A 21,245-nucleotide genomic window follows, 5' to 3' on the forward strand; every position below is an offset into this window, starting at 1 on the left:
CCCTCAGCGGATCAGGTTCGGGCGGAGTTTCAGCCGCGCCCGCCCGTCCTGCGGCAGGTGCCGGTTCAGGTGCCGGTTCACCAGCCCGAACAGCCCGATGATGACCAGCGTCAGCAGGATGAAATAGCCCGCCAGGATCGGGTAGGGGATGAACGGGTTGAAGGTCTTGTCGGCGAAGTAGCTGGCGTAATACAGCGCGTCGCCCTTCTGCTGCCAGGCCGGGAAACCGCTGAAATACACCAGCGTCGTGGCGTGGAACAGGAAGATCGCCTCGTTGGTATAGGCCGGCCAGGCCAGCCGCAGCATGGTGGGCCAGGTGATCTTGCGGAATTTCTGCCAGCCGTGAAAGCCATAGGCGTCGGCGGCCTCGACATCGCCGCGCGGAATCGACAACAGCGCTCCGTAGAAGATTTCGCCGGAATAGGCGGCGGTGTTGAGAAACAGCACGATCAGCGCCCCCAGCCACGCGGCCGAGAAGGCGTCGAAGACCGGCGAGACCGATTTCAGCGACAGGAACACGAAATAGGCAAAGAAGAACTGGATGAAGAGCGGGCTGCCGCGAAAGACAAAGATGAACCACTCGCTGGCCTTGCGGATCGGCCAGACCGACGAAGCCTTGCCAAGCGCGACCGCCGTGGCCAGGAAAAAGCCCGAAACCAGCGCCAGCGTGCCGAAATAGACGTTCCAGATCAGCCCCGAGCCGATCAGCGTGAATTGCTGGCACAGGGTGAAATTGTCGCGCGGCAGCAACCGTTCGCCGATGCCCAGCGACCGCAGCCCGTAGTCGGCGATGGTTTCCCAGCAGCTCATGCCGCCTTCCTCTGGGCATCACCACCCATCGTCGCCTGCCCCTTGGTCAGCCGCGCCATCACCCGGTCCAGCACGATCTCGGAGACCCGGGTGAACGCGAGGTAGAAGACCAGCAGCGCCAGGAAATACCACATGCGCCAGTCGCCATGCGGATATTCCGTAAAGCGTGGGGTCTTGGATCCGCCCAGTTCGCGCGCCCAATAGACGATATCCTCGATCCCCAGCAGGAACAGCAGCGGCGTCGCCTTGATCAGCACCATCCACAGGTTCGACAGGCCGGGCAGGGCAAATACCCACATCTGCGGAACCAGGATGCGCCAAAAGGTCTGGCGCGGGCTCATGCCATAGGCTTCGGCGGTCTCGATCTGTGCCCGCGGCACGGCGCGCATGGCACCATAGAGCACGTTGGCGGCAAAGGCGCCGAAGACGATGGCGAAGGTCAGCACCGCCAGGAAAAAGCCATAGGTCTCGTGCACCCATTGCGCGGCGTTCCCAAGCGGCAGCTTGGCCTCGGCGCACACGACAAAGTCGTTCCCCTGCCGGATCGGCTGGTCCCAGTCGGGGCATTTGATCTCGTGCCGGACCCACTCGAAAAGCTGGTCCAGCGCGATCACGAAGAACAGGAAAAAGGCGATGTCGGGCACGCCGCGCACGATGGCGACATAACCCTTGCCCAGCCAGCTGAGCGGCGCGATGCGCGATCGCGCGGCAGTCGCGCCGAAAAAGCCGAACAACAAAGCCGTCGGCGCGGTGATCGCCAGCAACAGCAGCACCGTGCCCACCGACCAGTACAGCGACATGTGTTTGCCGGTCGCCAGGTAGCAGGCCATCCAGGCCAGATCGGCCAGCGCAGAGGGATCGGTGCAGAAGGAAAACATCGCTCGTTCCGGCTCCTAGGGCGGCGGGGTCAGGCCCGGCTCGGGCAGACTGGTGTGCCGAATCGGACCCAGCTGCGCGACGCTTTCGCCGCTCTTGAGATCGCGGTCATCGGCGTGCCGCATGGCCACCGGGCGAAAGCGCAAGTCGGGCATCAGCGTTTCGGTGAACCGCAAACCGCGATCGCGCGCATCCTCGGGGCTGTCGGTGCGAACGCCCACATCGATTTCGATCTCGGCCTGCGCGCCATCATGCGCGGCCAGGGTGACGATGAATCCGGCATGCGGTCGGGGGGCCAACCAGCGTCGCAAACGTATGATCAGCCCCCGCATGGTCCTAGAACGTGGCGCCGATTTCCCATTTCTGGATCAGCGCGTTGAGCGAACCGTCATCCTTCATCGACTGGATCGCCGCATCGAACTTGGCCTTGAGCTCGGTGTCGCTTTCGCGCAGGCCCATGCCGATGCCGCCACCGATCAGCTCTTCCTGCTCCAGCAGCACCAGGTCGGCGTCCTGTTCGGCGATCGGCGTCAGGAAGGTCTTGTCGGCCAGAACCGCGTCGGCTTCGCCGTTCTTGACGGCGGCGACGGTTTCGTCGGGCGTGGCGAATTCGACCAATGTGGCGCCCATCTCGGCCACAAAGGCCGCCTGGATGGTGTTGGTCTGGGCGGCGATGACCGCGCCCTTGATGTCCAGGCCTTCATTGCCGGCCTTGACGACATAGGCCGACGGGTCGGGCTGGGTGTAATTCTGGGTGAAATCGATCACCTCGTCGCGCTCGGCGGTGATCGACATGCCGGCGATGATGGTGTCGTAGTTGCCGCTGACCAGGTTGGGGATGATCGAATCCCATTCGTTGGTCACCCATTCGCAGGTCAGTTCGGCGCGCTCGCAAAGCTCGTCGCCCAACTCGCGCTCGAAGCCGTCAACCTCGCCCTTGTCGTTGAGGAAGTTGTACGGAGGATAGGCGCCTTCGGTGCCCATGCGCACGACCGAATGGCTGGCGGCCATGGCCAGCGTTGCGGACATGGCCAGCGCCGCGGTGCCGATGAGAAGTCTTTTCATTGCATTATGCTCCCTGAGTGCAAGTGTCGGGCGGCGCGTCCCCGCCCTATGCGTGAACGGTCGACTGCAGGAAGCCCTGCAGTCGCTCCGATTTGGGCGCGCCGAAGAGTGAACCCGGTGCGCCTTCTTCCTCGACAAGCCCCTGATGAAGAAAGACAACGTGGTCAGACACATCAGCGGCCATCTTCATGTCATGGGTGACGATCAGCATGGTCCGGCCTTCCTCGGCCAGCCCCTTGATGACGCGCACCACTTCCTGTTCCAGTTCGGGGTCCAGCGCGCTGGTCGGTTCGTCGAACAGCAGCGCCTGCGGCTCCATGCAAAGCGCTCGCGCGATGGCGGCGCGTTGCTGCTGGCCGCCGGACAGCTGGGCCGGAAAGACGTCGCACTTGTCGCCGATGCCGACCTTGTCGAGATAACCGCGCGCGGCATGCTCGACCTCGGCACGGTCGCGGCCCAGCACGGTGACCGGCGCCTCCATCACGTTTTGCAGGATGGTCATATGGGCCCACAGGTTGAATTGCTGGAACACCATCGACAGGTTGGTCCGGATACGCAGCACCTGCTTGGGATCGGCCGGGCGTCGGTGATGGCCCTCACCTTTCCAAAGGACCGGTTCGCCGTCGAACAGGATTTCGCCCTGCTGGCTGTCCTCGAGCAGGTTGCAGCAGCGCAGCAGCGTCGACTTGCCAGACCCGGACGACCCGATCAGCGACACCACGTGACCGCGCGGCGCGGTGATGTCGACGCCTTTCAGCACCTCCAGAGCGCCATAGCTCTTGTGCAGGTTGCGGATGGCGATGACGGGGGGTGTGTCGGTCAAGGGATACCCGGGCAGCGTTTGACGTTGCGGCGCAGAATGGCGCGAAACAAACGCGGGATGCAACGTGCAAAACGACGGCGATAAGGCGCCAAGCGGCAAAGTGACGGCACGGAAGCCCGTTTCGTCAGCACTCGGGCGGCAGTGGCAGCGCCGTGTAGGCGCGTTCCGGCAGCGCCACGACACCCTGAAGTCCAAGCGCGTCGCGGCTCGACTGCGGCAGCGCGGCAATGGCGGCGGACAGTGCGGCGCGCAACCTTTCGGGGTCGCGGCCGCGGGCGGTGATGTAGGGCAGCGCCGGGCTTGGCGCGGTCTCGTCGGCCACGCGCAGGGCCGTCGCGGCGGCATCATGGCGCGCGATCAGCCGCCAGCTTTGCGCATCGAGCGCCGCCAGATCGGCGCGGCCTTCGGCGACGGCGCGGGCCGAGGCCCGGTGACTGCCGGTGATCAGCGCGACGGACGGGTGCAGGCCCAGCCCGGTGGCATGGCTCATCAGCGCGGCATAGCCCGACTGGCTGTCGGTGCCGTTCGCCGCGATGCGGGCGGCAAGTAGATCGGACAGGCCCCGGGCATCGTCGCGGCGCGCCACCAGGACCGATCGGTAATATCCCGGCGCGCAGCCGGGCAGGGCATGGTCGGGGCTGGCCACCAGCGTCACCCGCCCCACCAGGTGCTTGCGGAACGGCAGCGAACAGGTCTGCGACAGCAGCAGCCCGGGTGATTGCCAGGCCTCCCACGGGTCGATCTCGCGATCCAGCGCGTCGGGCGCATCGCCGAGATCGCGGCGGATCGCCTGCCACAGCGCATCCGTCTCGGCGCGCAATTCGGGAAAGTCGTACATCGGCAGGGTGGCGATCACCCGCCGCTGACCCTTTGCCGGGCCAGGGCCGAGTCGCGGTCGCTGACGCCCAGGAAATTCGACACCATGCGCAGCAGCGCGTCTTCCTCGGCCTCGCGCACGCCGTCGGCCAGAACCACTTGCCACAGTGCCTCGATCACGCCGATGCGGTCCTCGTAGGCCACCGCGTCCTTGATCGCACCGGTGAACCGCACGGTGTCGGGGGCCTCGGCCTCCAACGCCTCGGCCTCGGCGCGCAGCTTCGCCGCCTCGAACGGCGACAGGGCGAAACGCCGGGCGGCGATGCGGTCGATGCGGTCGCGTTCGGACTGGTCGTAATGGCCGTCGGAACGGGCGATGCGCACCAGCAGGGCGGTCAGCGCAAGCCGCGCATCTTCATCCGGCAGGGGCGCGGGTTCGGGCGCGGTCAGTCGCTTGATGAAATCGGCAAACATGGCAGGGATATAGGTCCGGTGCGGGGAAAGGGGAAGTCCGTCAGGGGATCACGGCGGCGGCGGCGCGGGCAGCTTCGGAATCGCTGCGGGCCACGCCCATCTGGTGTTCGATCATCGTCATCAGCGCGTCTTCGCGTTCGTCGGTGATGCCATCGGCCACGACCACGCGCCACATCGCCTCGACCTTTTCGCGACGGTGCTCGTAGTCGACCTGGTCTCGGATCAGGGCGATCAGTTCGTCTTCGTTGTCGACCGCGAAGGCGAGTCTTTCGCAGGTGGCCCGCATTTTCGCCGCCTCCAGGGGTTTCAGACCATACGCGGCGGCAAGAATCCGGTCGATCTGGGCGATTTCCTCGAACAGATAGGACTTGTCCGCCATCGCGACCCGAACCAGCAGGGTGCCAAGCGCCAATTCGGCGTCGGGTTTCGGCAGCGGCTCGGGTTTTGCCGCCTTGCGTTTCAACAGCGCGGTGAATCGTTCGAGCATGGGGCGCCTGTTCGTTTTATCCGGTCTTTTCCTCAGTCTGTATCACCACATCGTCCAGCGCAATCCCGCCGGGGTCGGTGGTCTCGATCGTCAATGCCGCGACGGGGTGTCGCGTGGTCCAGGCCAGCGGGATCACATCCGGCCCCGGTCGCAGGACCTGGCGCGCCAGCCGGACGCCCTCCGCGTCGTAGAAGGTCAGCGTCACGGTGCCGGGATCGGCCGCGCGGCCCAGCGGGTCGGCGTATTCGGCGTGCAGTTTCAGGCCGAACACCACTTGCGGCACATCGAATACCAGCGCGGCACTGCCTTCGCCCCGGCCGTCCCGCGCCTGCGCCCCGGCAGGCCCGAGCGGAAACACCGCCATCGAGCCGAACCCGCGATGCAGGGCGATGGCCAGCGACTGTCCGGGCGCCCCGGCGCGCACCGCCAGAGGCATCAGCGGCGCCCCCGACAAGCCGTCGAAGCCGTCCCGCGCCCTGGTGATCTGTCCCTGCAGCGCCTCGCCCATCCAGAGCCCCGGGGCACGCAGCGGCGCGTCGATCACGTGACCTGGCTCGGGTCTGGCGGGCAGGTCGTCGAAGCGGATGACCCGGTGCGGCGTGGCGATCAGGTCGTCCCAGGCGATCGCGCGCAGGGCGGGATCGGCCCGGGCCAGAACCGGCAGCAGCGACAGGATCAGCACGCGGACAAGCATGGCGTCAGGCTAGCGCGGCGCGCGGCTCAACGCGATGCCGATCTGCCCAGCCCGTCGAACCGGGCCCTGAGCCGCGCGGCTTCGGCGTCGAGACCGAAGGGCGGGTTCAGCACGAACAGCCCGGACCCCACCATGCCATGCCCGGGGCGGGCGGGGGGAAAGCGGACCTCGTGGCGCCAGCCTTGCGGCAATTCGGCGCCCAGCCGGTTCACCATCGCCCGTTCCGCGCCCGAGATCAGGACCGGGTACCACAGGCACAGGATGCCGACATTCCACTTGGCGTGCAGCTGGCGCAGCAGCTTGGGCCAGGTGTCGTAGTCGGTCTTCACTTCCCACGAGGGGTCGATCAGCATCAGCCCGCGGCGCGGCTCGGGCGGGCAGAGGCTGTGCGCCAGCGCCGCGCCGTCGGTCTTGCGGACCTGACCAATCCGTCCCGAAACGACCGATTTCAGGGCGGAATGCTCGGCCGGGTGCAGTTCGGCCAGATGAATGTGGTCGGTCGGGCGCAACAGCGTCGCGGCGATCAGCGGCGAGCCGGGATAGGCGTCGACCCCGTGCTGTGCGCGGATCTGCGCCAGCGCGCGGGCATAGGGGTGATCGGCCGGAAACCAGTCTACCGCCCGGGCGATGCCTTGTACCGCCTCGCCTGTCCGCGCCGCTTCGGGGCCGGAGAGGTCGTAAAGCCCACGCCCGGCATGGGTTTCGATATAGCTCAGCGGCTTGTCCTTGCGGGTCAGGTAACCCAGCATCCAGGCCAGCAGCGCGTGCTTGTGGACATCGGCCAGGTTCCCGGCGTGATAGGCGTGTTGGTAGGACAGCATGGCGCCCGATTAGGCCGGGCCGGGACGCGGTGCAAGCGGTGCTTTTCTTTTCACCCGGCTTGGATAGGGTGGCGCCATGACCTACGACGACAGCTTTCTGCGCGATATCCTGAAACGCAGCCGCGTGATCGCGGTGGTGGGCGTGTCGCCGAACGAGGTGCGGCCCAGCTATTACGTGGCGCGCTACCTGTCGCTGAAAGGCTACAGGGTGATCCCGGTCAATCCCGGCCATGCCGGAAAGCGCCTGTTCGGTCAGGAGGTGCGCGCGTCGCTGGCCGAATGTCCGAAGGATGTGGACATGGTCGACATCTTTCGCCGGTCGGATGCCGTGCCGGAGATCGTGGACGAGGCGCTGGCGATCTTGCCGGGGTTGCGCACCATCTGGATGCAGATCGGGGTGATGCATGACGGCGCGGCGGAGAAGGCGCGCGCGGCGGGGGTGGACGTGGTGATGAACCGCTGTCCCAAGATCGAATACCAGCGGCTGTTCGGCGAGCTGCGCATGGGCGGGTTCGCCACCGGGATCATCTCGTCGAAGCTGTGACGGCGGGCGGCGCTGTTCGGCTGCGCCGAAGGCGCCCCGCCCGCCGTCCCGCGGGGCGCGTTTGCCGCAGCGTGCTTTGGTGGCCTGCGCTGCGCCGCGTATTTGGAAAAGAGAAGAAGGGGGAAGGTCAGTCCTTGCGGGCGGCCTTTTCCTGCAAGCCTGACTGGCCCTGGCGGCGGGCAAGCTCGGCCATGACATCCGACAGGGGCACGTAGCGGGATTGCAGCATGACCAGCAGGTGGAAGAGCACGTCCGCCGCTTCGGATGCCAGGCGGGCGCGGTCGCCCCTGACCGCTTCGATGATCGCCTCGATGGCTTCCTCGCCGAATTTCTCGGCGACTTTTTCGGGGCCCTTGGCAAGCAGCCGTGCGGTCCAGCTGTCGTCGGGGTCGGCCTGTGCGCGCGCGGCGATGATCGTTTCGAGGTCGTCGAGGGTCATGTCAGCCTCACGGGGATGCCGGCGGCGGCCATATGGGCCTTGGCCTGGGCGATGGTGAAGGTGCCGAAGTGGAAGATCGAGGCGGCGAGCACGGCGCTTGCGTGCCCTTCGGTCACGCCTTCGACCAGGTGGTCGAGCGTGCCGACGCCGCCCGAGGCGATGACCGGGATGTCGACCGCATCGGCGATGGCCCGGGTGAGCGGCAGGTTGAAGCCCGCCTTGGTGCCGTCGCGGTCCATCGAGGTGAGCAGGATTTCCCCCGCGCCTTTCGCGGCGATGGTGGTCGCGAAGCTCACCGCGTCGATGCCGATGGGCTTGCGACCGCCATGGGTGAAGATTTCCCAGCGGCCCGGTGCGACCGTCTTGGCGTCGATGGCGCAGACGATGCACTGGCTGCCGAAGGCGTCGGCGGCACGCGCGACCACGTCGGGGTCGGCCACGGCGGCGGAATTGAAGCTGACCTTGTCGGCGCCGGCCAGCAGCAACGCGCGCACATCCGCGACGCTGCGCACCCCGCCGCCCACGGTCAGCGGGATGAAGCATTGTTCCGCCGTGCGGGTCACCACGTCGAACATCGTGCCGCGATTTTCGTGGGTGGCGTGGATGTCGAGAAAACAGATCTCGTCGGCGCCGGCGGCGTCGTAGGCGCGGGCGGCGTCCACCGGATCGCCGGCATCCACCAGGTTGACGAAGTTGACGCCCTTGACCACGCGGCCATCGGCGACATCGAGGCAGGGGATGATGCGGGTCTTGAGCATGGCCACGCCGTTTCGTTCGGATCACGGCATTGTTTATGGGCAAAGTCCCGGCCATGCCAGAGGCTTGGTCGCACGCATAGGGAGAGTAGACATGAAAACGCGGTTCGCGGCCCTGGCCTTTCTTGCCTCTGCAAGCCTGGTCTCGGCCGAAATCATCACCATCGAGGCTGCGGGTGACGTGGCCGGCACCGCGGATGCGTTGCAGGCGGCGGTCGAAGGCGCGGGTGCCACGGTCTTTGCGCGCGTCGATCATGGCGCCGGGGCGGCGTCGGTGGACATGGCGCTGGCGCCGGCGCAATTGTTGATCTTCGGCAACCCGAAACTGGGCACGCCGGCGATGCAGGACAATATCCTGGCCGGGCTCGACCTGCCGCTGCGGGTTCTGGTCTATGAAAAGGATGGCCAGACCTACCTGTCCTACGAGGACCCTGCGGCCATGCTGGCCGGGCTTGAGGGCATCGGCGCGGAAGCCGGGTACCTTGCGACGATGTCCGGCGCGCTGAGCAAGCTGACCGGGGCGGCGGCCAATCCGTGATCCGGTCTGGCCGTTGATGGCGGGCGCGGGGGCCGGGGCGGGATGGAGGCTGGGCTTTCCGGCCCTTGGTTCGCAGGCCGGGGAACGGCCCTCTAGCGCCGTCCCTCGCGGCCGGCGGCGCGCAGCGACAGGATGCCCGACAGGAAGATCACCGCGAGGCCCGCGAAGGCCACCGCGTCGGGCCAGTCACCGAAGGCCAGCCAGCCGAGGATCGTGGCGGCGATGAGCTGGGTATAGATCAGCGGCGCGATGACGCTGGCCGGCGCCTGGCGGTTGGCCCAGACCAGGAACAGGTTGCCACCGGCCGAGCACAGCGCGCTGACCACGAACAGCAGCGTCAGCCAGGGCGTCAGGGCGGGAGCGGACAGCAGGACCGGCACCGGCATCAGCAGCGCCGCTGCGTAACCGAGTTGGGTCAGGATCAGGAAGCGCGGGCGGTATTGCCCGGCCACCGCCCGGGTCATGGCCAGGAACGCGCCGTAGAACACCCCCGCCAGCAGCGCGAAGACCATGCCGGGGCCGGCGCCGAAGCCCGGCTTGACCACCAGCAGCACCCCGGCAAAGCCCATCGCCAGAAGCGCCGACCGCCAGCGCGTGATCGGCTCGCGCAGGAACAACGCGGCAAGGATGTAGGACACGATCGGACCGACGAAGAAGGCGCCGAAGACATCGGCCAGCGGCTCGGTGCTGAGCGCGGTGACGATGCAGGCCACGCCGCTGCCGATCAGCAGGCCGCGCAGGATGATCTTGCGGTGCGTCAGGAGTGGCAACTCCGCCCGGCGCAGCCCGCAGAACGGCAGGGCGATCAGCGCGCCCAGGGTGAACCGTGCCCAGGCGACGTAGAGCGGCGGAACGCCGTGCTGGGTCAGTGCCTTTCCGGCGGTGTCGCCCAGAACGATCAGCGTCATCGCCGAAAAGACCGCGCCGAGGATCAGCCAGAACCGGCCGCCGGTCAGGGAGGGGGCGTCAGGCAAGGACCTCGATGGCCTTTTTCAGGTCGATGGCGCCGTCATAGAGCGCCCGGCCCGAGATCACGCCGTTGAGCGGTGCGCCGCAATTGCGCAGGGCGCGCAGATCGGCCAGCGAGGATACGCCGCCGGACGCGATGACCGGGATCGTCACGGCCCGGGCCAGCGCCGCGGTGGCGGCGACGTTCGGCCCCTGCATGGCGCCGTCGCGGTCGATATCGGTGTAGATGATGGCGCAGACGCCGGCATCCTCGTAGCTGCGGGCAAGGTCGGTGGCGTCGACATCGGTGACCTCGGCCCAGCCTTTGGTGGCCACCCGGCCGCCGCGCGCGTCGATGCCGACGGCGACCTGTCCGGGAAAGGCGCGCGCCGCCTCGCGCACGAGGGCGGGGTTTTCGACCGCGACGGTGCCCAGGATCACCCGGGCCAAGCCCTTGGACAGCCACATCTCGATCGTCGCCATGTCGCGGATGCCGCCGCCCAGTTGCGCCGGGGTGCGGGTCTGGTTCAGGATCGCCTCGACCGCGGCGCCGTTGACGGGTTCGCCGGCGAAGGCGCCGTTGAGATCGACCAGGTGCAGCCATTCGCAGCCGGCGGCGACGAAATCGAGCGCCTGCGCGGCGGGATCGTCGCTGAACACGGTGGCTTTTTCCATGTCGCCACGCAGCAGGCGCACGGCCTTGCCGTCTTTCAGGTCGATGGCGGGATAGAGGATCATTGCGGATGCCTGTTTCAAAGTCGCCGCTGCTTAATCATGACGCAACGACAGATGCAACCGGACCCCGCGTCACACTTGATCGGCGGGCCGACCTGGCGTCACTCTGCAACCACCATTTCGGGAGGAGACCGAGACATGAAGATTCTGAGCATCGCGGCCGGGCTGGTCCTGGCGGCAAGTGCGGCGATGGCCGACCCCGTCGAAGGCGTGTGGAAGACGCAGCCGGGCGATGACGGCAATTTCGGGCTGGTGACGATTTCCGCCTGCGGCGCGGAAATCTGCGGTGTGCTGGGCCAGGGCTATGACAAGGCCGGAAAGAAGATCGACTCGCCCAATATCGGCAAGCGGATGATCTGGGCGATGAAACCCAATGGCGGCGGCCAGTATTCCGGCGGCAAGATCTGGGCGCCGGACCGCGACAAGACCTACAATTCCAAGATGACGCTCTCGGGCAACCAGCTCAAGGTCGAAGGCTGCGTGCTGGGTATCTGCCGCGGCCAGACCTGGACCCGCGTCAAGTAAGCCGAATTTCGCGAAAACGGCGGACAAACCATCCAGCGGGCTGGCAAATTGCCGGCCCGTTTCCTATTTCTAGAGTGCTCTCGATGGTGTCACAGGAGTGTTCGGCCATGAAGAAGCTGCTTTGCGTCGCCATGCTGGTTGCGTTTCCGACCGCCGGGCTTGCCGGTGATCCCGCCATCGGCACCTGGAAAACCGAACCCGACAGGAAAAACCTGACCAGCCACATCCAGGTGCGCGCCTGCGGCGCGGCGCTGTGCGGCAAGGTGCTCAGGGCGTTCGACCCTTCCGGCAAGGAGGTGGTCACCAAGAATGTCGGCAAGGAGCTGTTCTGGGATCTCAAGCCGGTGGGCGGCGGCAAGTACGACGGCGGCACGGTCTATGTCCCGCTGCTGGACGTGACCGCAAAGGCCAAGGCGACCTTGTCGGGCAATACCTTCAAGGTGACCGGCTGCAAGGCGCTGGTCTGCGACGGCCAGACCTGGACCCGGGTGAACTGAGCCGCGCGTGACCGGACCGGCTCGGGCCGGGGGTCAGGCCGGGATCATGTCGGCATAGACAAAGCCGTCGCGGGTGACCGTTTCGCCCATGTGGTGCGCGATGGGATGTCGGAACATCGGCCCGTCCCAGACGCCCGTGTGAAATTCGCCGTTTTCGCCACAGGGGTCGACGCCCGGCGGCAGGGCGTCAAGCAGCGCCTTGTCCCACACGCGGCCCGCAGCGTCCGCCGGTACCTTGGCCGGATCGCAGGTGACGACCCGGGCTTTCAGCCCGGCACCCATCATCGCTTCGGCCAGCGCGTCGGTCGGCTGGCCCCAGAGCGGGAAGAGCGGGGTCAGACCGGTGCCCTCCAGCTGCGCCTCGCGATAGGCGCGCACGTCTTCCAGGAACAGGTCGCCGAACACGATATGGGTGATGCCCCGCGACAGCAGTGCCTGGCAGGCGCCGTGCATGCGCGCCTCGTAGTCGGCGTTCGAACAGGGCCAGGGCAGATCGACCGCCATCAGCGGCAGATCCGCCGCGCGGGCCTGTGCCTCGAGGATCGTGCGCCGCGTGCCGTGCATCGCCACCCGATCGAATTCGGCGTTCACCGTGGTCAGCAGCAGCGCCACATCCGCCAGCCCGTCGCGGCGGCAGACATGCAGCGCCCAGGCGCAATCCTTGCCCGACGACCAGGACAGCGCCGCGCGCGGTGCGGTCACGGCCGCCAGGCCAGGAAATTGGCGATCATCCGCAAACCCGTGGCGGCGGATTTCTCGGGGTGGAACTGCAGCCCGATCTTCGTGCCCTCGGCGACGATGGCGGTCACGTCGCCGCCGTAATCCACATGCGCGATGCGCTGGCCGGGATCGGCCAGCCGCATCTGGTAGGAATGCACGAAATAGGCGTGGTCGCCGGTGGTCACGCCGTCCAGCACCGGATGCGCGCGGTCGATCACCAGGTCGTTCCAGCCCATATGCGGGACCTTCAGCGCCCGGTCGGCGGGCGCGATGCGCTCGACCTCGCCGTCGATCCAGCCCAGGCCTTCGCAGGGTTCGTATTCGTGACCGCGCCGCGCCATCAGCTGCATGCCCACGCAGATGCCCAGGAAAGGCCGGCCGCGGGTCTCGACCGCCTCGACCATCGCGTCGAAACAGCCCGAGGCGCGCAAGGCCCGCGCGCAGGCCGGAAAGGCGCCGTCACCGGGCAGCACGATGCGGTCGGCGCGGGCCACTGTTTCGGCCTTGTCGGTCACGACGACATCACCCGCGCCGGTCTCGCGCGCCATCTTCTGGAACGCTTTCTCGGCCGAGTGCAGGTTGCCGCTTTCGTAGTCGATGATCGCCGTCAGCATGAGGGTCCGATTTTCTCTGGTTCGAAAATATCCCGGGGAGTGTCTGGTCGGTCAGCGCACCTGCGGTGCGACGGGCTGGCCCCTCGCTCCGACATCTGCCGCTCAGAGCATGCCCTTGGTCGACGGCACCGCGTCGCCCTTGCGCGGATCGGTCTCGACCGCCTCGCGCAGCGCCCGCGCCACCGCCTTGAAGGCGGCCTCGGCGATGTGGTGGCTGTTGATCCCGTGCAACCCATCCACATGCAGCGTGATGCCGCCATGGGTGGCGAAGGCCTGAAAGAACTCGCGCACCAGTTCGGTGTCGAAATTGCCGATCTTGGCCGTGGGCATCGCGACGTTCCACACCAGGTAGGGGCGGCCCGACAGGTCCAGTGCGGCGCGCACCAGCGCGTCGTCCATCGGCAGCAGGCACGACCCGTAGCGCCGGATGCCGCGCTTGTCGCCAAGCGCCTGCGCCAGGGCCTGGCCGAGCGCGATGCCGCAATCCTCGACGCTGTGATGGTCGTCGATATGCAGGTCGCCCTTGCAGGTTACCGCCATGTCGATCAGCGAATGCCGGGCCAGCTGGTCCAGCATGTGATCGAAGAAACCGACGCCGGTGGCCATTGCGTAGGCGCCGGTGCCGTCCAGGTCGAGCTCGACCGAGATCTCCGTCTCGGCGGTCTTGCGGATGATGCTGGCCTTGCGCATCGCGGGATCCTCCTGATCTGCCCGCGCCTTATAGGGGCTGGGCCGGGTCGGGGAAAGACGCTGTCGCACGGTCTGCCCGGCGCGGCGCGGAAAAACAACAGATGGCTGGCGGTTGCGGCGCCGAAGCGTGGCATGGGTCAATGCAGCGTGCCGCGGTGTCCGGGGGGCCGCGGGCGCGGCTGCGCGGCCAGTGCGGCGCGGCGCAGGGCCAGTCCGAGCTCTTCTGCCAGCCCCACCAGCAGCGGCGCCACATCGGCGCGAACCATGGCGCAGGCGATGATCAGGGCATCGTCATGGGCGCCGTCGCTGGCGGCGGCGACGCAATGCCCGAAACAGGCCTCGTCCGCCCCGAGACAGGGGCATTCGGCCGGCCGGATGACCGGCGGGCGACGCGCATGGCGGTTCCAGAGGCCACACATGGTCTCGACGCTTTTCAGGGCCCGACGGCCCGCGGCGGGTCCGAGCGCGGTGGCGAAGTCGTTCCAGACCCGGGCCTGGGCAGGCGGGCCGCCATGCCAGAGCCGCAGGCAATGCACCGCCTGCGCTTCGACGCGGTCCATGTCGGCGACAAGACCGACAGCGACGCCACCCCGCGATGTCCGGACGGCGGTCATTTGGTCAGGATCAGTTTGCCCGCCCGGGTGATGCGCAGCACATATGTCTGCTGGCCCAGGCGGATGCGCGCGACCGGCCCGCCTTCGGTCAGCGCGGCGGCGTCGTGCATCGGTATGTCGTCCGCATCGGACTGCTTGGCGGAAGCGGGCGTCACCACGGGCGCAGGCTCCAGTTCCGGGCCTCGAGCGCGTCCAGCATCGCTTCGATGCTCAGGGCCGGGCCGGCCCCGAAATCGAAGGCGCGGCAGATCAACTCGCAGCGGTCCAGGGGCGCTTCCCGCAGAGACGGCGCCCGCTTCGGCCGGTCGGTCATCGCGATATCCTGTCGGTTCCTGAGATCCGTTGGCTGGTCCGGTAGATCCCGGATGGCTGACGGCACAATCCTGAGTGAAAGAATCGGAAAAGTCAATCCTGACGATTTCCATCGGAAATCGGGGCAGGGTGCCGACCCTGCCGACCCTGTCGGCGCGGCTTTGAAGTGCCAAGCCGGGACGGCGGCGCACCGCCCTGGAGTTTCGTCTGTCGGGAGGACCATCTGGAGCGGGCGATGAGATTCGAACTCACGACCCTTACCTTGGCAAGGTAATGCTCTACCCCTGAGCTACGCCCGCGTGCCAAATGGTGGATGTCGTGTAAAAGGATGCGGCGCGCTGTGCAAGGCCAAAAATGCGCCGGTCGAGGAAATCCGCAGACCGGCCGCGTGGCGGCGTCAGCCGTCGTCGAATGCCAGGAATTGCACCGTCATCCAGCCCGCATCGCCCAGCGACGCGGCGGTATCCAATTTCGCCCAGCCGTCCCGCACATATAGCACGCGGAACCGGTCGCTGCGGTGCAGTTTTCCCAGCGAATCGTACGCGATGCCCGGCCCGGAGCGCAGGTTCACGCGGTTGCCGGTCACGGTCGCAAATCGTGCCGTTTCGTCCGGCGTGACCGCGGTTCGGGCCGTCGCCGGACCGGTCTGGACCGTCCAAAGAGCCGGTTGGGCAGATTCGGCAACCACCGTCGGCGCGGGGTTCGCCCGCGGCGCGGATTCGATCATCCGCATCGATCCGGCCAGGACGGATTGCGCCGCCCGGGTCACGGTGGCGTCCGGCCCGGGTCGCGACTCCAGCCTGACAACTTCCGGTGCGGCCGCGAATTGCGTGGTCGCGCCGTCATCGCCGGCAAAGCCCAGCACGAGCAGGAGTCCCAACACAGTGGTGGCGGTCATGGTCAGCAGGCGCATCTTTGGTCCTTCGGCATTCGTCTTGCAGGACCATATCGACCGCAACGCGGCGGTTTGCGGGGAAACTCGGCGCTTCGGTACCAGTCGCACGCGACGCGGCGCGGCCCCCCGGTTCGTTTGACCGGGCCTATGTCACTCTGGCGCCTGGCTGTCGTCGCCGAACGGGAACGGATCGGCGTATAACCCCATCTGGACCGCCAGCGCCGCCAGTTCGGCGCGGCTCTGCGCCCCGGTGCGCCGCTGCACCGAGGCAAGCCGCTGGCGAACGGCCGAGAAGGAGATGCCCAGCGTATGCGCGATCTGCTTGTCCATCATGCCGCGCGCGATCAGCTGCAGCACGTCCTTGTGTTTTTGCGTCAGCCGGGCGTGGGTCAGGAACGCCGCGTGAGTCAAGGCGAGATGGCGCAGATGGGCCGCTTGCGCGCCGGCCTGCAGCGCCCAGCCGTGGCGTTTCAGGACCGACCCGGCAGCATCCGGCGCCGACGCGCCGCCGAAGATCACCAGTGCCTGCCGGCAGGGTGACAGATCGCGCACCGGAACCACGACCGCCGCGTCGAAGCCGGGCAAGGCCGTGGTGATCCCGGGCAGCAAAGCACCGGTGTCGCCGGTGTGCGCGGCCGCAAGGCGATCCCCGCGCTGTGGCGCCTTGGCGGGATGGGTGCTGCGGATCAGCCGTGGCGGCGCGGGATTCCAATGCCAGTAGTCCACCAGAGGCAGCCCGGAATCCTGCCCCAGCCCGATCAGCGCGGTCCAGACCGCGTCGATCGTCGCCGCGGCGTCGAACAGGGTCAGCGCCCGGACCAGGGCAAACGGCAGCAGGTCCGAAAAATGGGGTGGCAACAAGGGATCGCGATGCACCATGACCCCATCCTGACGCCGGGGCAGATCGGCGCCAGTCAGGAATACCGGAGGCCGCTCAGCGGTATTGGATCAGGTCCAGACGGTTGCCGAAGGGATCGCGGAAGACCGCGACCGTGCCATAGGATTCGTGGCGTGGGGTCTCCTCGAAATGCACGCCCGCGGCTTTCCAGGCGGTGTGGTCGCGGGCGAAATCGTCGGTTTCGACGAACAGCCACACCCGCCCGCCGCCCTGGTTGCCGATCGCGGCGCGCTGGTCGCCCACGGCGCGGGCCAGCAGGATGTCGGTTGCGCCCGCGCCGGGGCGGACGACTACCCAGCGTTTGCCGCCTCCCTGGTCGGTGTCTTCAATCAACGAGAAGCCCAGCGTGTCGACATAGAAGGCGAGGCCGGCGGCGTAGTCGGGAACGAGGATGGCGACGAGGGCGAGGCGTTGGGTCTTTTGGAAATACTTCGCTAGTGGGAGTAGATGCGTTTCGCAGATCGATTGCTTGGGAATTTTGACAGTTTTTCTGCCAGTTATATAGTGAAAATCGAGGTTGAACCGATTGCCTTCGGCCATCAGCCATAAATCCAGCAATCGCATCGTGAGGACTTCTCGGTTCGGGCGAGACGCTGCATCAAGACCATCCCAGACCTGACACGCGGCCTCCCGCACGGTTGCTCGCAGCTGTACCCAACCGTGAGCATACCCTTTCAAGATGCCCTCGTTGTTCTCAAGCCGTTTACTCATCAAACTTCGCAGGCCTGCGTGGGCAAAGCGGTCAAAAGGAAGCACGCTTTCCGGATGGAGAAATGCCGCGACCTTCGAAACGAGTGAATTGGGAACGCCATTGCAAAACGGCGCGAGTGCCTTTGCCGGACTGTCCAACTCTTTGGGATCGCACAAATGCGATTCAAGAAACAAACGACAGAGTTCGATTTGAACCGTTTTTTGATTGTCCCGTTTGATCGTCCGCGACACCGAATATTCAGAACAAAACGTTGCAAAACAGTCAGGGCAGGTTAGCAGGGACGGTGTCGCGGCGCCGCGTTCGTACCAGCTGCGAAAACGCTGGTAATGCGACGCGCCGAAATCGTCCCAAAGACGCTGGGCCAGCTCAGGGGTAAGGGTCGGGCTGCTCAAACTGCACCAGCAAATCCTTGGCGTCGATCTGCGCCCCGGGCGAAACGTGCACCGCCTTGATCACCGCGTCGCGGTCGGCGTGCAGGCCGGTTTCCATCTTCATCGCCTCGATGGTCAGCAGCAGGTCGCCTTCCTTGACCTTGGCGCCCGGCGTGACCGCGACCGAGGCGACCACGCCCGGCATCGGCGCGCCGACATGGTTGGCATTGCCGGTTTCGGCCTTGGGGCGGGCGGCGGCGACGGCCTTGGCCTTGCGGTCGGGCACGCGGATGGTGCGGGGCTGCCCGTTGAGTTCAAAGAACACCTTGACCTGGCCGTCATCGCCGGTGTCGCCGATGGCTTGCAGGCGGATCTCCAGCGTCTTGCCCGGATCGATCTCGGCGCTGATCTCTTCGCCCGGTTCCATCCCGTAAAAGAACGTCCGCGTCGGCAGGGTGCGCACCGGGCCATAGATCGCATGGCGCTGCATGTAATCGGTGAAGACCTTGGGATACATCAGATAGCCGTTCAGGTCCTCGTCGTCGATGTCGATCCCCAGGACCTTGGCGATCTCGGCGCGGGCGGCTTCGAGATCGGCGGGGGGCAGGTGTTTGCCGGGGCGTTCGGTATTGGGTTTCTCGCCCTTCAGCACCTTCTTGACGATGGTTTCGGGAAAGCCCCCCGGGGGCTGTCCCAGATCGCCGCGCATCATGCCGATGACGCTGTCGGGAAAGCTGACCTCGGTGTCGGGATCTTCGACCTGGGCGCGGGTCAGGTTCTGGCTGACCATCATCAGCGCCATGTCGCCCACCACCTTGGACGACGGTGTGACCTTGACGATATCGCCGAACATGGCGTTCACATCGGCATAGGTCTGGGCGACCTCGTGCCAGCGTTCCTCCAGGCCCATCGACCGCGCCTGCGCCTTGAGGTTGGTGAACTGGCCGCCCGGCATTTCGTGCAGGTAGACCTCGGAGGCAGGCGCCTGCATGCCGGATTCGAAAGCCGCGTACTGGCCGCGCACCGCTTCCCAATAGTTCGAGATCTCGCGGATCGCGCCGATATCCAGGCCGGTGTCGCGCTTGGTGTGGCGCAGCGCCTCGACCACCGACCCAAGCGTGGGTTGCGAGGTGTTGCCGGACAGCGCGTCCATCGCCGCATCGACGATGTCGACCCCGGCGCGCTGCGCTTCCATGATCGTGGCGATGGCCGCGCCGGACGTGTCGTGGGTGTGGAAATGCACGGGCAGGCCGACCTCTTCCTTCAGCGCCTTGATGAGCGCTGCCGCGGCGGACGGTTTGAGCAGCCCGGCCATGTCCTTGAGGCCAAGGAGGTGCGAACCGGCGTCGCGCAGCTGCTTGCCCATGGTGACGTAGTATTTCAGGTCGTACTTGGCGCGGGCAGGGTCGAGGATGTCTCCGGTATAGCAGATCGTGCCTTCCAGGACGCGGTCGGTTTCCAGAACCGCATCCATCGCGACGCGCATGTTCTCGACCCAGTTGAGGCTGTCGAAGACGCGGAACACGTCGACACCGGTTTCGGCCGCCTGTTTGACGAACGCCTGAACGACGTTGTCGGGATAGTTGGTATAGCCCACACCGTTGGCGCCGCGCAGCAGCATCTGGGTCATCAGGTTGGGCATCGCGGCGCGCAGGTCGCGCAGGCGCTGCCAGGGGCATTCCTGCAGGAACCGGTAGGCCACGTCGAAGGTGGCGCCGCCCCAGCATTCGACGGAAAACAGCTGCGGCAGGTTGGCGGCATAGGCCGGCGCCACCTTGATCATGTCGAGCGAGCGCATCCGCGTGGCCAGCAGCGACTGGTGCCCGTCGCGCATCGTGGTGTCGGTGACCAGGACCTGGGTCTGGTCGTTGATCCAGTCGACCAGGGCTTTCGGCCCCTTGCTGTCCAGCAGGTTCTTGGTGCCGAAAGCCGGTTGTTCGACGCGCGGCTTCGGCGGGCGGGCCGGTTTCAGGTCTTCGGCCGGGCGCGGTCGGCCCTGCACCTCGGGGTGCCCGTTCACCGTGATGTCGGCGATATAGGTCAGCACCTTGGTGCCGCGGTCGCGGCGCGGCTTGAAATCGAACAGCTCGGGCGTCTCGTCGATGAATTTCGTCGTGTACTGGTTGGTCAGGAAGGTGGGGTGCCGCAGTAGGTTGATGACGAAATCGATATTGGTGCTGACGCCCCGGATACGGAATTCGCGCAGGGCGCGGTCCATCCGGCGGATCGCCTTTTCCGGCGTCGGCGCCCAGGCGGTGACCTTGGTCAGAAGAGAATCGTAGAATCGCGTGACCACGCCGCCGGCATAGGCCGTGCCGCCGTCGAGCCGGATGCCCATGCCTGTGGCCGACCGATAGGCCGTGATGCGGCCGTAATCGGGGATGAAGTTGTTCTGCGGGTCTTCGGTGGTGACGCGGGTCTGCAGCGCGTGGCCGTTCAGGCGGATGTCGTATTGCGACGCCTTGCCGGTGGCCTCGGCCAGCGATTTGCCCTCGGCGATCAGGATCTGCGCCTGCACGATGTCGATGCCGGTGACCTCTTCGGTCACGGTGTGTTCGACCTGGACGCGCGGGTTGACCTCGATGAAGTAGAACTTGCCGGTTTCCATATCCATCAGGAATTCGACCGTGCCGGCGCATTCGTAGTTCACATGGGCGCAGATCTTGCGGCCCAGTTCGCACAGCTCTTCGCGCTGCGCTTCGGAGAGATAAGGGGCGGGGGCGCGTTCGACGACCTTCTGGTTGCGGCGCTGGACCGAGCAGTCGCGTTCGTAGAGGTGATAGATCTGCCCGTGCTTGTCGCCGAGGATCTGCACCTCGACATGGCGGGCGCGGGTGATCATCTTTTCCAGGTAGCCTTCGCCGTTGCCGAAGGCGGCTTCGGCCTCGCGCCGGCCTTCGAGCACCTTTTCCTCGACCTCGTCTTCGGACAGGATCGGCCGCATGCCACGGCCGCCGCCGCCCCAGGACGCCTTGAGCATCAGCGGATAGCCGATTTCGGCCGCTTCCCTGCGGATCGCGGCCATGTCGTCGCCCAGCACCTCGGTGGCGGGAATGACAGGCACGCCGGCGGCGATGGCGACACGCCGGGCCGAGGCCTTGTCGCCGAGCGCGCGCATGGTTTCCGCCCTTGGGCCGATGAAGGTGATGCCGTTGGCGTCGCAGGCGTCGACCAGTTCGGGGTTTTCCGACAGCAGGCCATAACCGGGATGGATCGCGTCGGCACCGCTGGCCTTGGCGACGCGGATGATCTCGGGGATCGACAAATAGGCCTGGACCGGGCCCAGCCCCTCGCCGATGCGATAGGCCTCGTCGGCCTTGAACCGGTGCAGGCCCAGCTTGTCCTCTTCGGCATAGACCGCGACGGTTTTCTTACCCATCTCGTTGGCGGCGCGCATGATGCGGATGGCGATCTCGCCCCGGTTGGCAACAAGGATTTTCTGGAAATCGGGCATGGGCAGGGTTCCTGACCTTACGAAAGGGTTGGCCGAGGTCTAGGGCATTCGCACCGGCGTCACAACTCGTAGAACTGGGTATCGGCGGGGTGCGAGCAAATCCCTTGCAAGGGATTTG

At 66.6% G+C, this 21,245-nt stretch carries 28 protein-coding genes and 1 tRNA gene; 4 read left to right on the forward strand and 25 right to left on the reverse strand.

Annotated features, from left to right (window positions below):
- Positions 1 to 3: 3 nt before the first annotated feature.
- The 10 genes from KUH32_RS11620 to rlmJ all read right to left on the reverse strand — a co-directional run bounded on the left by KUH32_RS11620 (position 4) and on the right by rlmJ (position 6,866).
- Entirely contained in the window at positions 4 to 810 is an 807-nt protein-coding gene (locus KUH32_RS11620) for an ABC transporter permease (protein WP_217778551.1), read from the reverse strand.
- Entirely contained in the window at positions 807 to 1,688 is an 882-nt protein-coding gene (locus KUH32_RS11625) for an ABC transporter permease (protein ID WP_217778553.1), read from the reverse strand. Before KUH32_RS11625 ends, KUH32_RS11620 begins: the two co-directional genes overlap by 4 nt.
- A 15-nt stretch (positions 1,689 to 1,703) precedes the next feature.
- Positions 1,704 to 1,985: a hypothetical protein gene (locus tag KUH32_RS11630; RefSeq protein ID WP_217778555.1), complete on the reverse strand. Its 282-nt coding sequence runs from the start codon at positions 1,983 to 1,985 to the stop codon at positions 1,704 to 1,706.
- A 37-nt stretch (positions 1,986 to 2,022) separates the two neighbouring features.
- Positions 2,023 to 2,751 (reverse strand): transporter substrate-binding domain-containing protein, encoded by a 729-nt coding sequence (locus KUH32_RS11635; RefSeq protein WP_217778557.1) that lies wholly within the window; start codon positions 2,749 to 2,751, stop codon positions 2,023 to 2,025.
- A 46-nt stretch (positions 2,752 to 2,797) separates the two neighbouring features.
- Positions 2,798 to 3,574: an ABC transporter ATP-binding protein gene (locus KUH32_RS11640; protein WP_217778559.1), complete on the reverse strand. Its 777-nt coding sequence runs from the start codon at positions 3,572 to 3,574 to the stop codon at positions 2,798 to 2,800.
- 124 nt (positions 3,575 to 3,698) lie between these two features.
- Entirely contained in the window at positions 3,699 to 4,430 is a 732-nt protein-coding gene (locus tag KUH32_RS11645; RefSeq protein ID WP_217778561.1) for a phosphate/phosphite/phosphonate ABC transporter substrate-binding protein, read from the reverse strand.
- Positions 4,427 to 4,864 carry a tellurite resistance TerB family protein gene (locus tag KUH32_RS11650; RefSeq protein WP_217778563.1) on the reverse strand — a complete coding sequence of 146 codons (438 nt, stop codon included), beginning with the start codon at positions 4,862 to 4,864 and terminating at the stop codon, positions 4,427 to 4,429. The genes KUH32_RS11645 and KUH32_RS11650 overlap by 4 nt, the downstream gene beginning before the upstream one ends.
- Positions 4,865 to 4,904: 40 nt before the next feature.
- A complete protein-coding gene (locus tag KUH32_RS11655; RefSeq protein WP_217778565.1) occupies positions 4,905 to 5,351 on the reverse strand; it encodes a tellurite resistance TerB family protein in 447 nt (148 codons plus the stop codon).
- A gap of 16 nt (positions 5,352 to 5,367) precedes the next feature.
- A complete protein-coding gene (locus KUH32_RS11660; protein WP_217778566.1) occupies positions 5,368 to 6,045 on the reverse strand; it encodes a hypothetical protein in 678 nt (225 codons plus the stop codon).
- A gap of 26 nt (positions 6,046 to 6,071) precedes the next feature.
- Positions 6,072 to 6,866 (reverse strand): 23S rRNA (adenine(2030)-N(6))-methyltransferase RlmJ, encoded by a 795-nt coding sequence (rlmJ, locus tag KUH32_RS11665; protein WP_217778568.1) that lies wholly within the window; start codon positions 6,864 to 6,866, stop codon positions 6,072 to 6,074.
- 76 nt (positions 6,867 to 6,942) lie between these two features.
- Between rlmJ and KUH32_RS11670 the strand changes: the two genes are divergently transcribed.
- Positions 6,943 to 7,410 carry a CoA-binding protein gene (locus KUH32_RS11670; RefSeq protein ID WP_217778570.1) on the forward strand — a complete coding sequence of 156 codons (468 nt, stop codon included), beginning with the start codon at positions 6,943 to 6,945 and terminating at the stop codon, positions 7,408 to 7,410.
- Positions 7,411 to 7,537: 127 nt separating this feature from the next.
- Here the strand turns inward: KUH32_RS11670 and KUH32_RS11675 are convergent, their stop codons facing one another.
- Entirely contained in the window at positions 7,538 to 7,849 is a 312-nt protein-coding gene (locus KUH32_RS11675; RefSeq protein ID WP_217778572.1) for a phosphoribosyl-ATP diphosphatase, read from the reverse strand.
- Positions 7,846 to 8,607 carry an imidazole glycerol phosphate synthase subunit HisF gene (gene hisF, locus KUH32_RS11680; RefSeq protein ID WP_217779797.1) on the reverse strand — a complete coding sequence of 254 codons (762 nt, stop codon included), beginning with the start codon at positions 8,605 to 8,607 and terminating at the stop codon, positions 7,846 to 7,848. The genes KUH32_RS11675 and hisF overlap by 4 nt, the downstream gene beginning before the upstream one ends.
- Positions 8,608 to 8,698: 91 nt before the next feature.
- Between hisF and KUH32_RS11685 the strand changes: the two genes are divergently transcribed.
- The gene (locus KUH32_RS11685) at positions 8,699 to 9,142 is read left to right on the forward strand and encodes a DUF302 domain-containing protein (protein ID WP_217778574.1); all 444 of its coding nucleotides are present in this window, start codon (positions 8,699 to 8,701) and stop codon (positions 9,140 to 9,142) included.
- Between the two features lie 92 nt (positions 9,143 to 9,234).
- On the opposite strand, the gene KUH32_RS11690 is transcribed toward KUH32_RS11685, so the two are convergent.
- Both KUH32_RS11690 and hisA read right to left on the reverse strand, forming a co-directional pair.
- Positions 9,235 to 10,116 carry a DMT family transporter gene (locus tag KUH32_RS11690; protein WP_254899156.1) on the reverse strand — a complete coding sequence of 294 codons (882 nt, stop codon included), beginning with the start codon at positions 10,114 to 10,116 and terminating at the stop codon, positions 9,235 to 9,237.
- Positions 10,109 to 10,828, reverse strand: coding sequence for a 1-(5-phosphoribosyl)-5-[(5-phosphoribosylamino)methylideneamino]imidazole-4-carboxamide isomerase (gene hisA, locus KUH32_RS11695; RefSeq protein ID WP_217778576.1), 720 nt, complete (start codon positions 10,826 to 10,828; stop codon positions 10,109 to 10,111). The genes KUH32_RS11690 and hisA overlap by 8 nt, the downstream gene beginning before the upstream one ends.
- Before the next feature lie 135 nt (positions 10,829 to 10,963).
- Here hisA and KUH32_RS11700 point away from each other — a divergent pair, with 135 nt between their 5' ends.
- The gene (locus tag KUH32_RS11700; protein ID WP_217778578.1) at positions 10,964 to 11,350 is read left to right on the forward strand and encodes a DUF2147 domain-containing protein; all 387 of its coding nucleotides are present in this window, start codon (positions 10,964 to 10,966) and stop codon (positions 11,348 to 11,350) included.
- Positions 11,351 to 11,457: 107 nt separating this feature from the next.
- Positions 11,458 to 11,847 carry a DUF2147 domain-containing protein gene (locus tag KUH32_RS11705; RefSeq protein WP_217778580.1) on the forward strand — a complete coding sequence of 130 codons (390 nt, stop codon included), beginning with the start codon at positions 11,458 to 11,460 and terminating at the stop codon, positions 11,845 to 11,847.
- 33 nt (positions 11,848 to 11,880) lie between these two features.
- On the opposite strand, the gene KUH32_RS11710 is transcribed toward KUH32_RS11705, so the two are convergent.
- The 11 genes from KUH32_RS11710 to KUH32_RS11760 form a co-directional block, all read right to left on the reverse strand.
- Positions 11,881 to 12,549, reverse strand: a complete 669-nt coding sequence (locus KUH32_RS11710) for a Dph6-related ATP pyrophosphatase (RefSeq protein WP_348541112.1) — start codon at positions 12,547 to 12,549, stop codon at positions 11,881 to 11,883.
- Positions 12,546 to 13,181, reverse strand: coding sequence for an imidazole glycerol phosphate synthase subunit HisH (hisH, locus tag KUH32_RS11715; RefSeq protein ID WP_217778582.1), 636 nt, complete (start codon positions 13,179 to 13,181; stop codon positions 12,546 to 12,548). Before hisH ends, KUH32_RS11710 begins: the two co-directional genes overlap by 4 nt.
- Positions 13,182 to 13,283: 102 nt before the next feature.
- Positions 13,284 to 13,871: an imidazoleglycerol-phosphate dehydratase HisB gene (gene hisB, locus KUH32_RS11720; RefSeq protein WP_217778584.1), complete on the reverse strand. Its 588-nt coding sequence runs from the start codon at positions 13,869 to 13,871 to the stop codon at positions 13,284 to 13,286.
- A gap of 137 nt (positions 13,872 to 14,008) precedes the next feature.
- Positions 14,009 to 14,485 (reverse strand): hypothetical protein, encoded by a 477-nt coding sequence (locus KUH32_RS11725; protein ID WP_217778586.1) that lies wholly within the window; start codon positions 14,483 to 14,485, stop codon positions 14,009 to 14,011.
- Entirely contained in the window at positions 14,482 to 14,601 is a 120-nt protein-coding gene (gene hemP, locus KUH32_RS11730; RefSeq protein WP_348541136.1) for a hemin uptake protein HemP, read from the reverse strand. The genes KUH32_RS11725 and hemP overlap by 4 nt, the downstream gene beginning before the upstream one ends.
- 35 nt (positions 14,602 to 14,636) lie before the next feature.
- Positions 14,637 to 14,798 carry a hypothetical protein gene (locus tag KUH32_RS11735; RefSeq protein ID WP_217778588.1) on the reverse strand — a complete coding sequence of 54 codons (162 nt, stop codon included), beginning with the start codon at positions 14,796 to 14,798 and terminating at the stop codon, positions 14,637 to 14,639.
- Between the two features lie 223 nt (positions 14,799 to 15,021).
- Positions 15,022 to 15,096: transfer RNA gene (locus tag KUH32_RS11740), tRNA-Gly, on the reverse strand.
- A gap of 98 nt (positions 15,097 to 15,194) precedes the next feature.
- On the reverse strand, positions 15,195 to 15,710 hold the full coding sequence (locus tag KUH32_RS11745) for an SH3 domain-containing protein (protein ID WP_217778590.1): 516 nt from the start codon (positions 15,708 to 15,710) through the stop codon (positions 15,195 to 15,197).
- Between the two features lie 132 nt (positions 15,711 to 15,842).
- Positions 15,843 to 16,571 (reverse strand): helix-turn-helix transcriptional regulator, encoded by a 729-nt coding sequence (locus KUH32_RS11750; RefSeq protein WP_217778592.1) that lies wholly within the window; start codon positions 16,569 to 16,571, stop codon positions 15,843 to 15,845.
- Positions 16,572 to 16,626: 55 nt separating this feature from the next.
- Positions 16,627 to 17,052, reverse strand: coding sequence for a VOC family protein (locus KUH32_RS11755; RefSeq protein ID WP_348541137.1), 426 nt, complete (start codon positions 17,050 to 17,052; stop codon positions 16,627 to 16,629).
- A 616-nt stretch (positions 17,053 to 17,668) separates the two neighbouring features.
- On the reverse strand, positions 17,669 to 21,127 hold the full coding sequence (locus KUH32_RS11760) for a pyruvate carboxylase (protein WP_217778601.1): 3,459 nt from the start codon (positions 21,125 to 21,127) through the stop codon (positions 17,669 to 17,671).
- Positions 21,128 to 21,245: the final 118 nt, after the last annotated feature.

This window comes from Thalassococcus arenae (assembly GCF_019104745.1).
Taxonomy (GTDB): domain Bacteria; phylum Pseudomonadota; class Alphaproteobacteria; order Rhodobacterales; family Rhodobacteraceae; genus Thalassococcus_B; species Thalassococcus_B arenae.

Excerpts from the sequence above, each read along its gene's own strand:
- KUH32_RS11750 (WP_217778592.1), bottom strand. The coding sequence starts at position 16,571 with ATGGTGCATCGCGATCCCTTGTTGCCACCCCATTTTTCGGACCTGCTG.
- KUH32_RS11635 (WP_217778557.1), bottom strand. The coding sequence starts at position 2,751 with ATGAAAAGACTTCTCATCGGCACCGCGGCGCTGGCCATGTCCGCAACG.
- KUH32_RS11650 (WP_217778563.1), bottom strand. The coding sequence starts at position 4,864 with ATGTTTGCCGATTTCATCAAGCGACTGACCGCGCCCGAACCCGCGCCC.
- hisH (WP_217778582.1), bottom strand. The coding sequence starts at position 13,181 with ATGCTGACGGCGATCATCGACTACGAAAGCGGCAACCTGCACTCGGCC.
- KUH32_RS11675 (WP_217778572.1), bottom strand. The coding sequence starts at position 7,849 with ATGACCCTCGACGACCTCGAAACGATCATCGCCGCGCGCGCACAGGCC.
- KUH32_RS11705 (WP_217778580.1), top strand. The coding sequence starts at position 11,458 with ATGAAGAAGCTGCTTTGCGTCGCCATGCTGGTTGCGTTTCCGACCGCC.
- KUH32_RS11655 (WP_217778565.1), bottom strand. The coding sequence starts at position 5,351 with ATGCTCGAACGATTCACCGCGCTGTTGAAACGCAAGGCGGCAAAACCC.
- KUH32_RS11700 (WP_217778578.1), top strand. The coding sequence starts at position 10,964 with ATGAAGATTCTGAGCATCGCGGCCGGGCTGGTCCTGGCGGCAAGTGCG.
- KUH32_RS11625 (WP_217778553.1), bottom strand. The coding sequence starts at position 1,688 with ATGTTTTCCTTCTGCACCGATCCCTCTGCGCTGGCCGATCTGGCCTGG.
- KUH32_RS11670 (WP_217778570.1), top strand. The coding sequence starts at position 6,943 with ATGACCTACGACGACAGCTTTCTGCGCGATATCCTGAAACGCAGCCGC.
- KUH32_RS11685 (WP_217778574.1), top strand. The coding sequence starts at position 8,699 with ATGAAAACGCGGTTCGCGGCCCTGGCCTTTCTTGCCTCTGCAAGCCTG.
- KUH32_RS11725 (WP_217778586.1), bottom strand. The coding sequence starts at position 14,485 with ATGACCGCCGTCCGGACATCGCGGGGTGGCGTCGCTGTCGGTCTTGTC.
- hisF (WP_217779797.1), bottom strand. The coding sequence starts at position 8,607 with ATGCTCAAGACCCGCATCATCCCCTGCCTCGATGTCGCCGATGGCCGC.
- hisA (WP_217778576.1), bottom strand. The coding sequence starts at position 10,828 with ATGATCCTCTATCCCGCCATCGACCTGAAAGACGGCAAGGCCGTGCGC.
- KUH32_RS11735 (WP_217778588.1), bottom strand. The coding sequence starts at position 14,798 with ATGACCGACCGGCCGAAGCGGGCGCCGTCTCTGCGGGAAGCGCCCCTG.
- rlmJ (WP_217778568.1), bottom strand. The coding sequence starts at position 6,866 with ATGCTGTCCTACCAACACGCCTATCACGCCGGGAACCTGGCCGATGTC.
- KUH32_RS11660 (WP_217778566.1), bottom strand. The coding sequence starts at position 6,045 with ATGCTTGTCCGCGTGCTGATCCTGTCGCTGCTGCCGGTTCTGGCCCGG.
- hisB (WP_217778584.1), bottom strand. The coding sequence starts at position 13,871 with ATGCGCAAGGCCAGCATCATCCGCAAGACCGCCGAGACGGAGATCTCG.
- KUH32_RS11760 (WP_217778601.1), bottom strand. The coding sequence starts at position 21,127 with ATGCCCGATTTCCAGAAAATCCTTGTTGCCAACCGGGGCGAGATCGCC.
- KUH32_RS11745 (WP_217778590.1), bottom strand. The coding sequence starts at position 15,710 with ATGCGCCTGCTGACCATGACCGCCACCACTGTGTTGGGACTCCTGCTC.
- KUH32_RS11620 (WP_217778551.1), bottom strand. The coding sequence starts at position 810 with ATGAGCTGCTGGGAAACCATCGCCGACTACGGGCTGCGGTCGCTGGGC.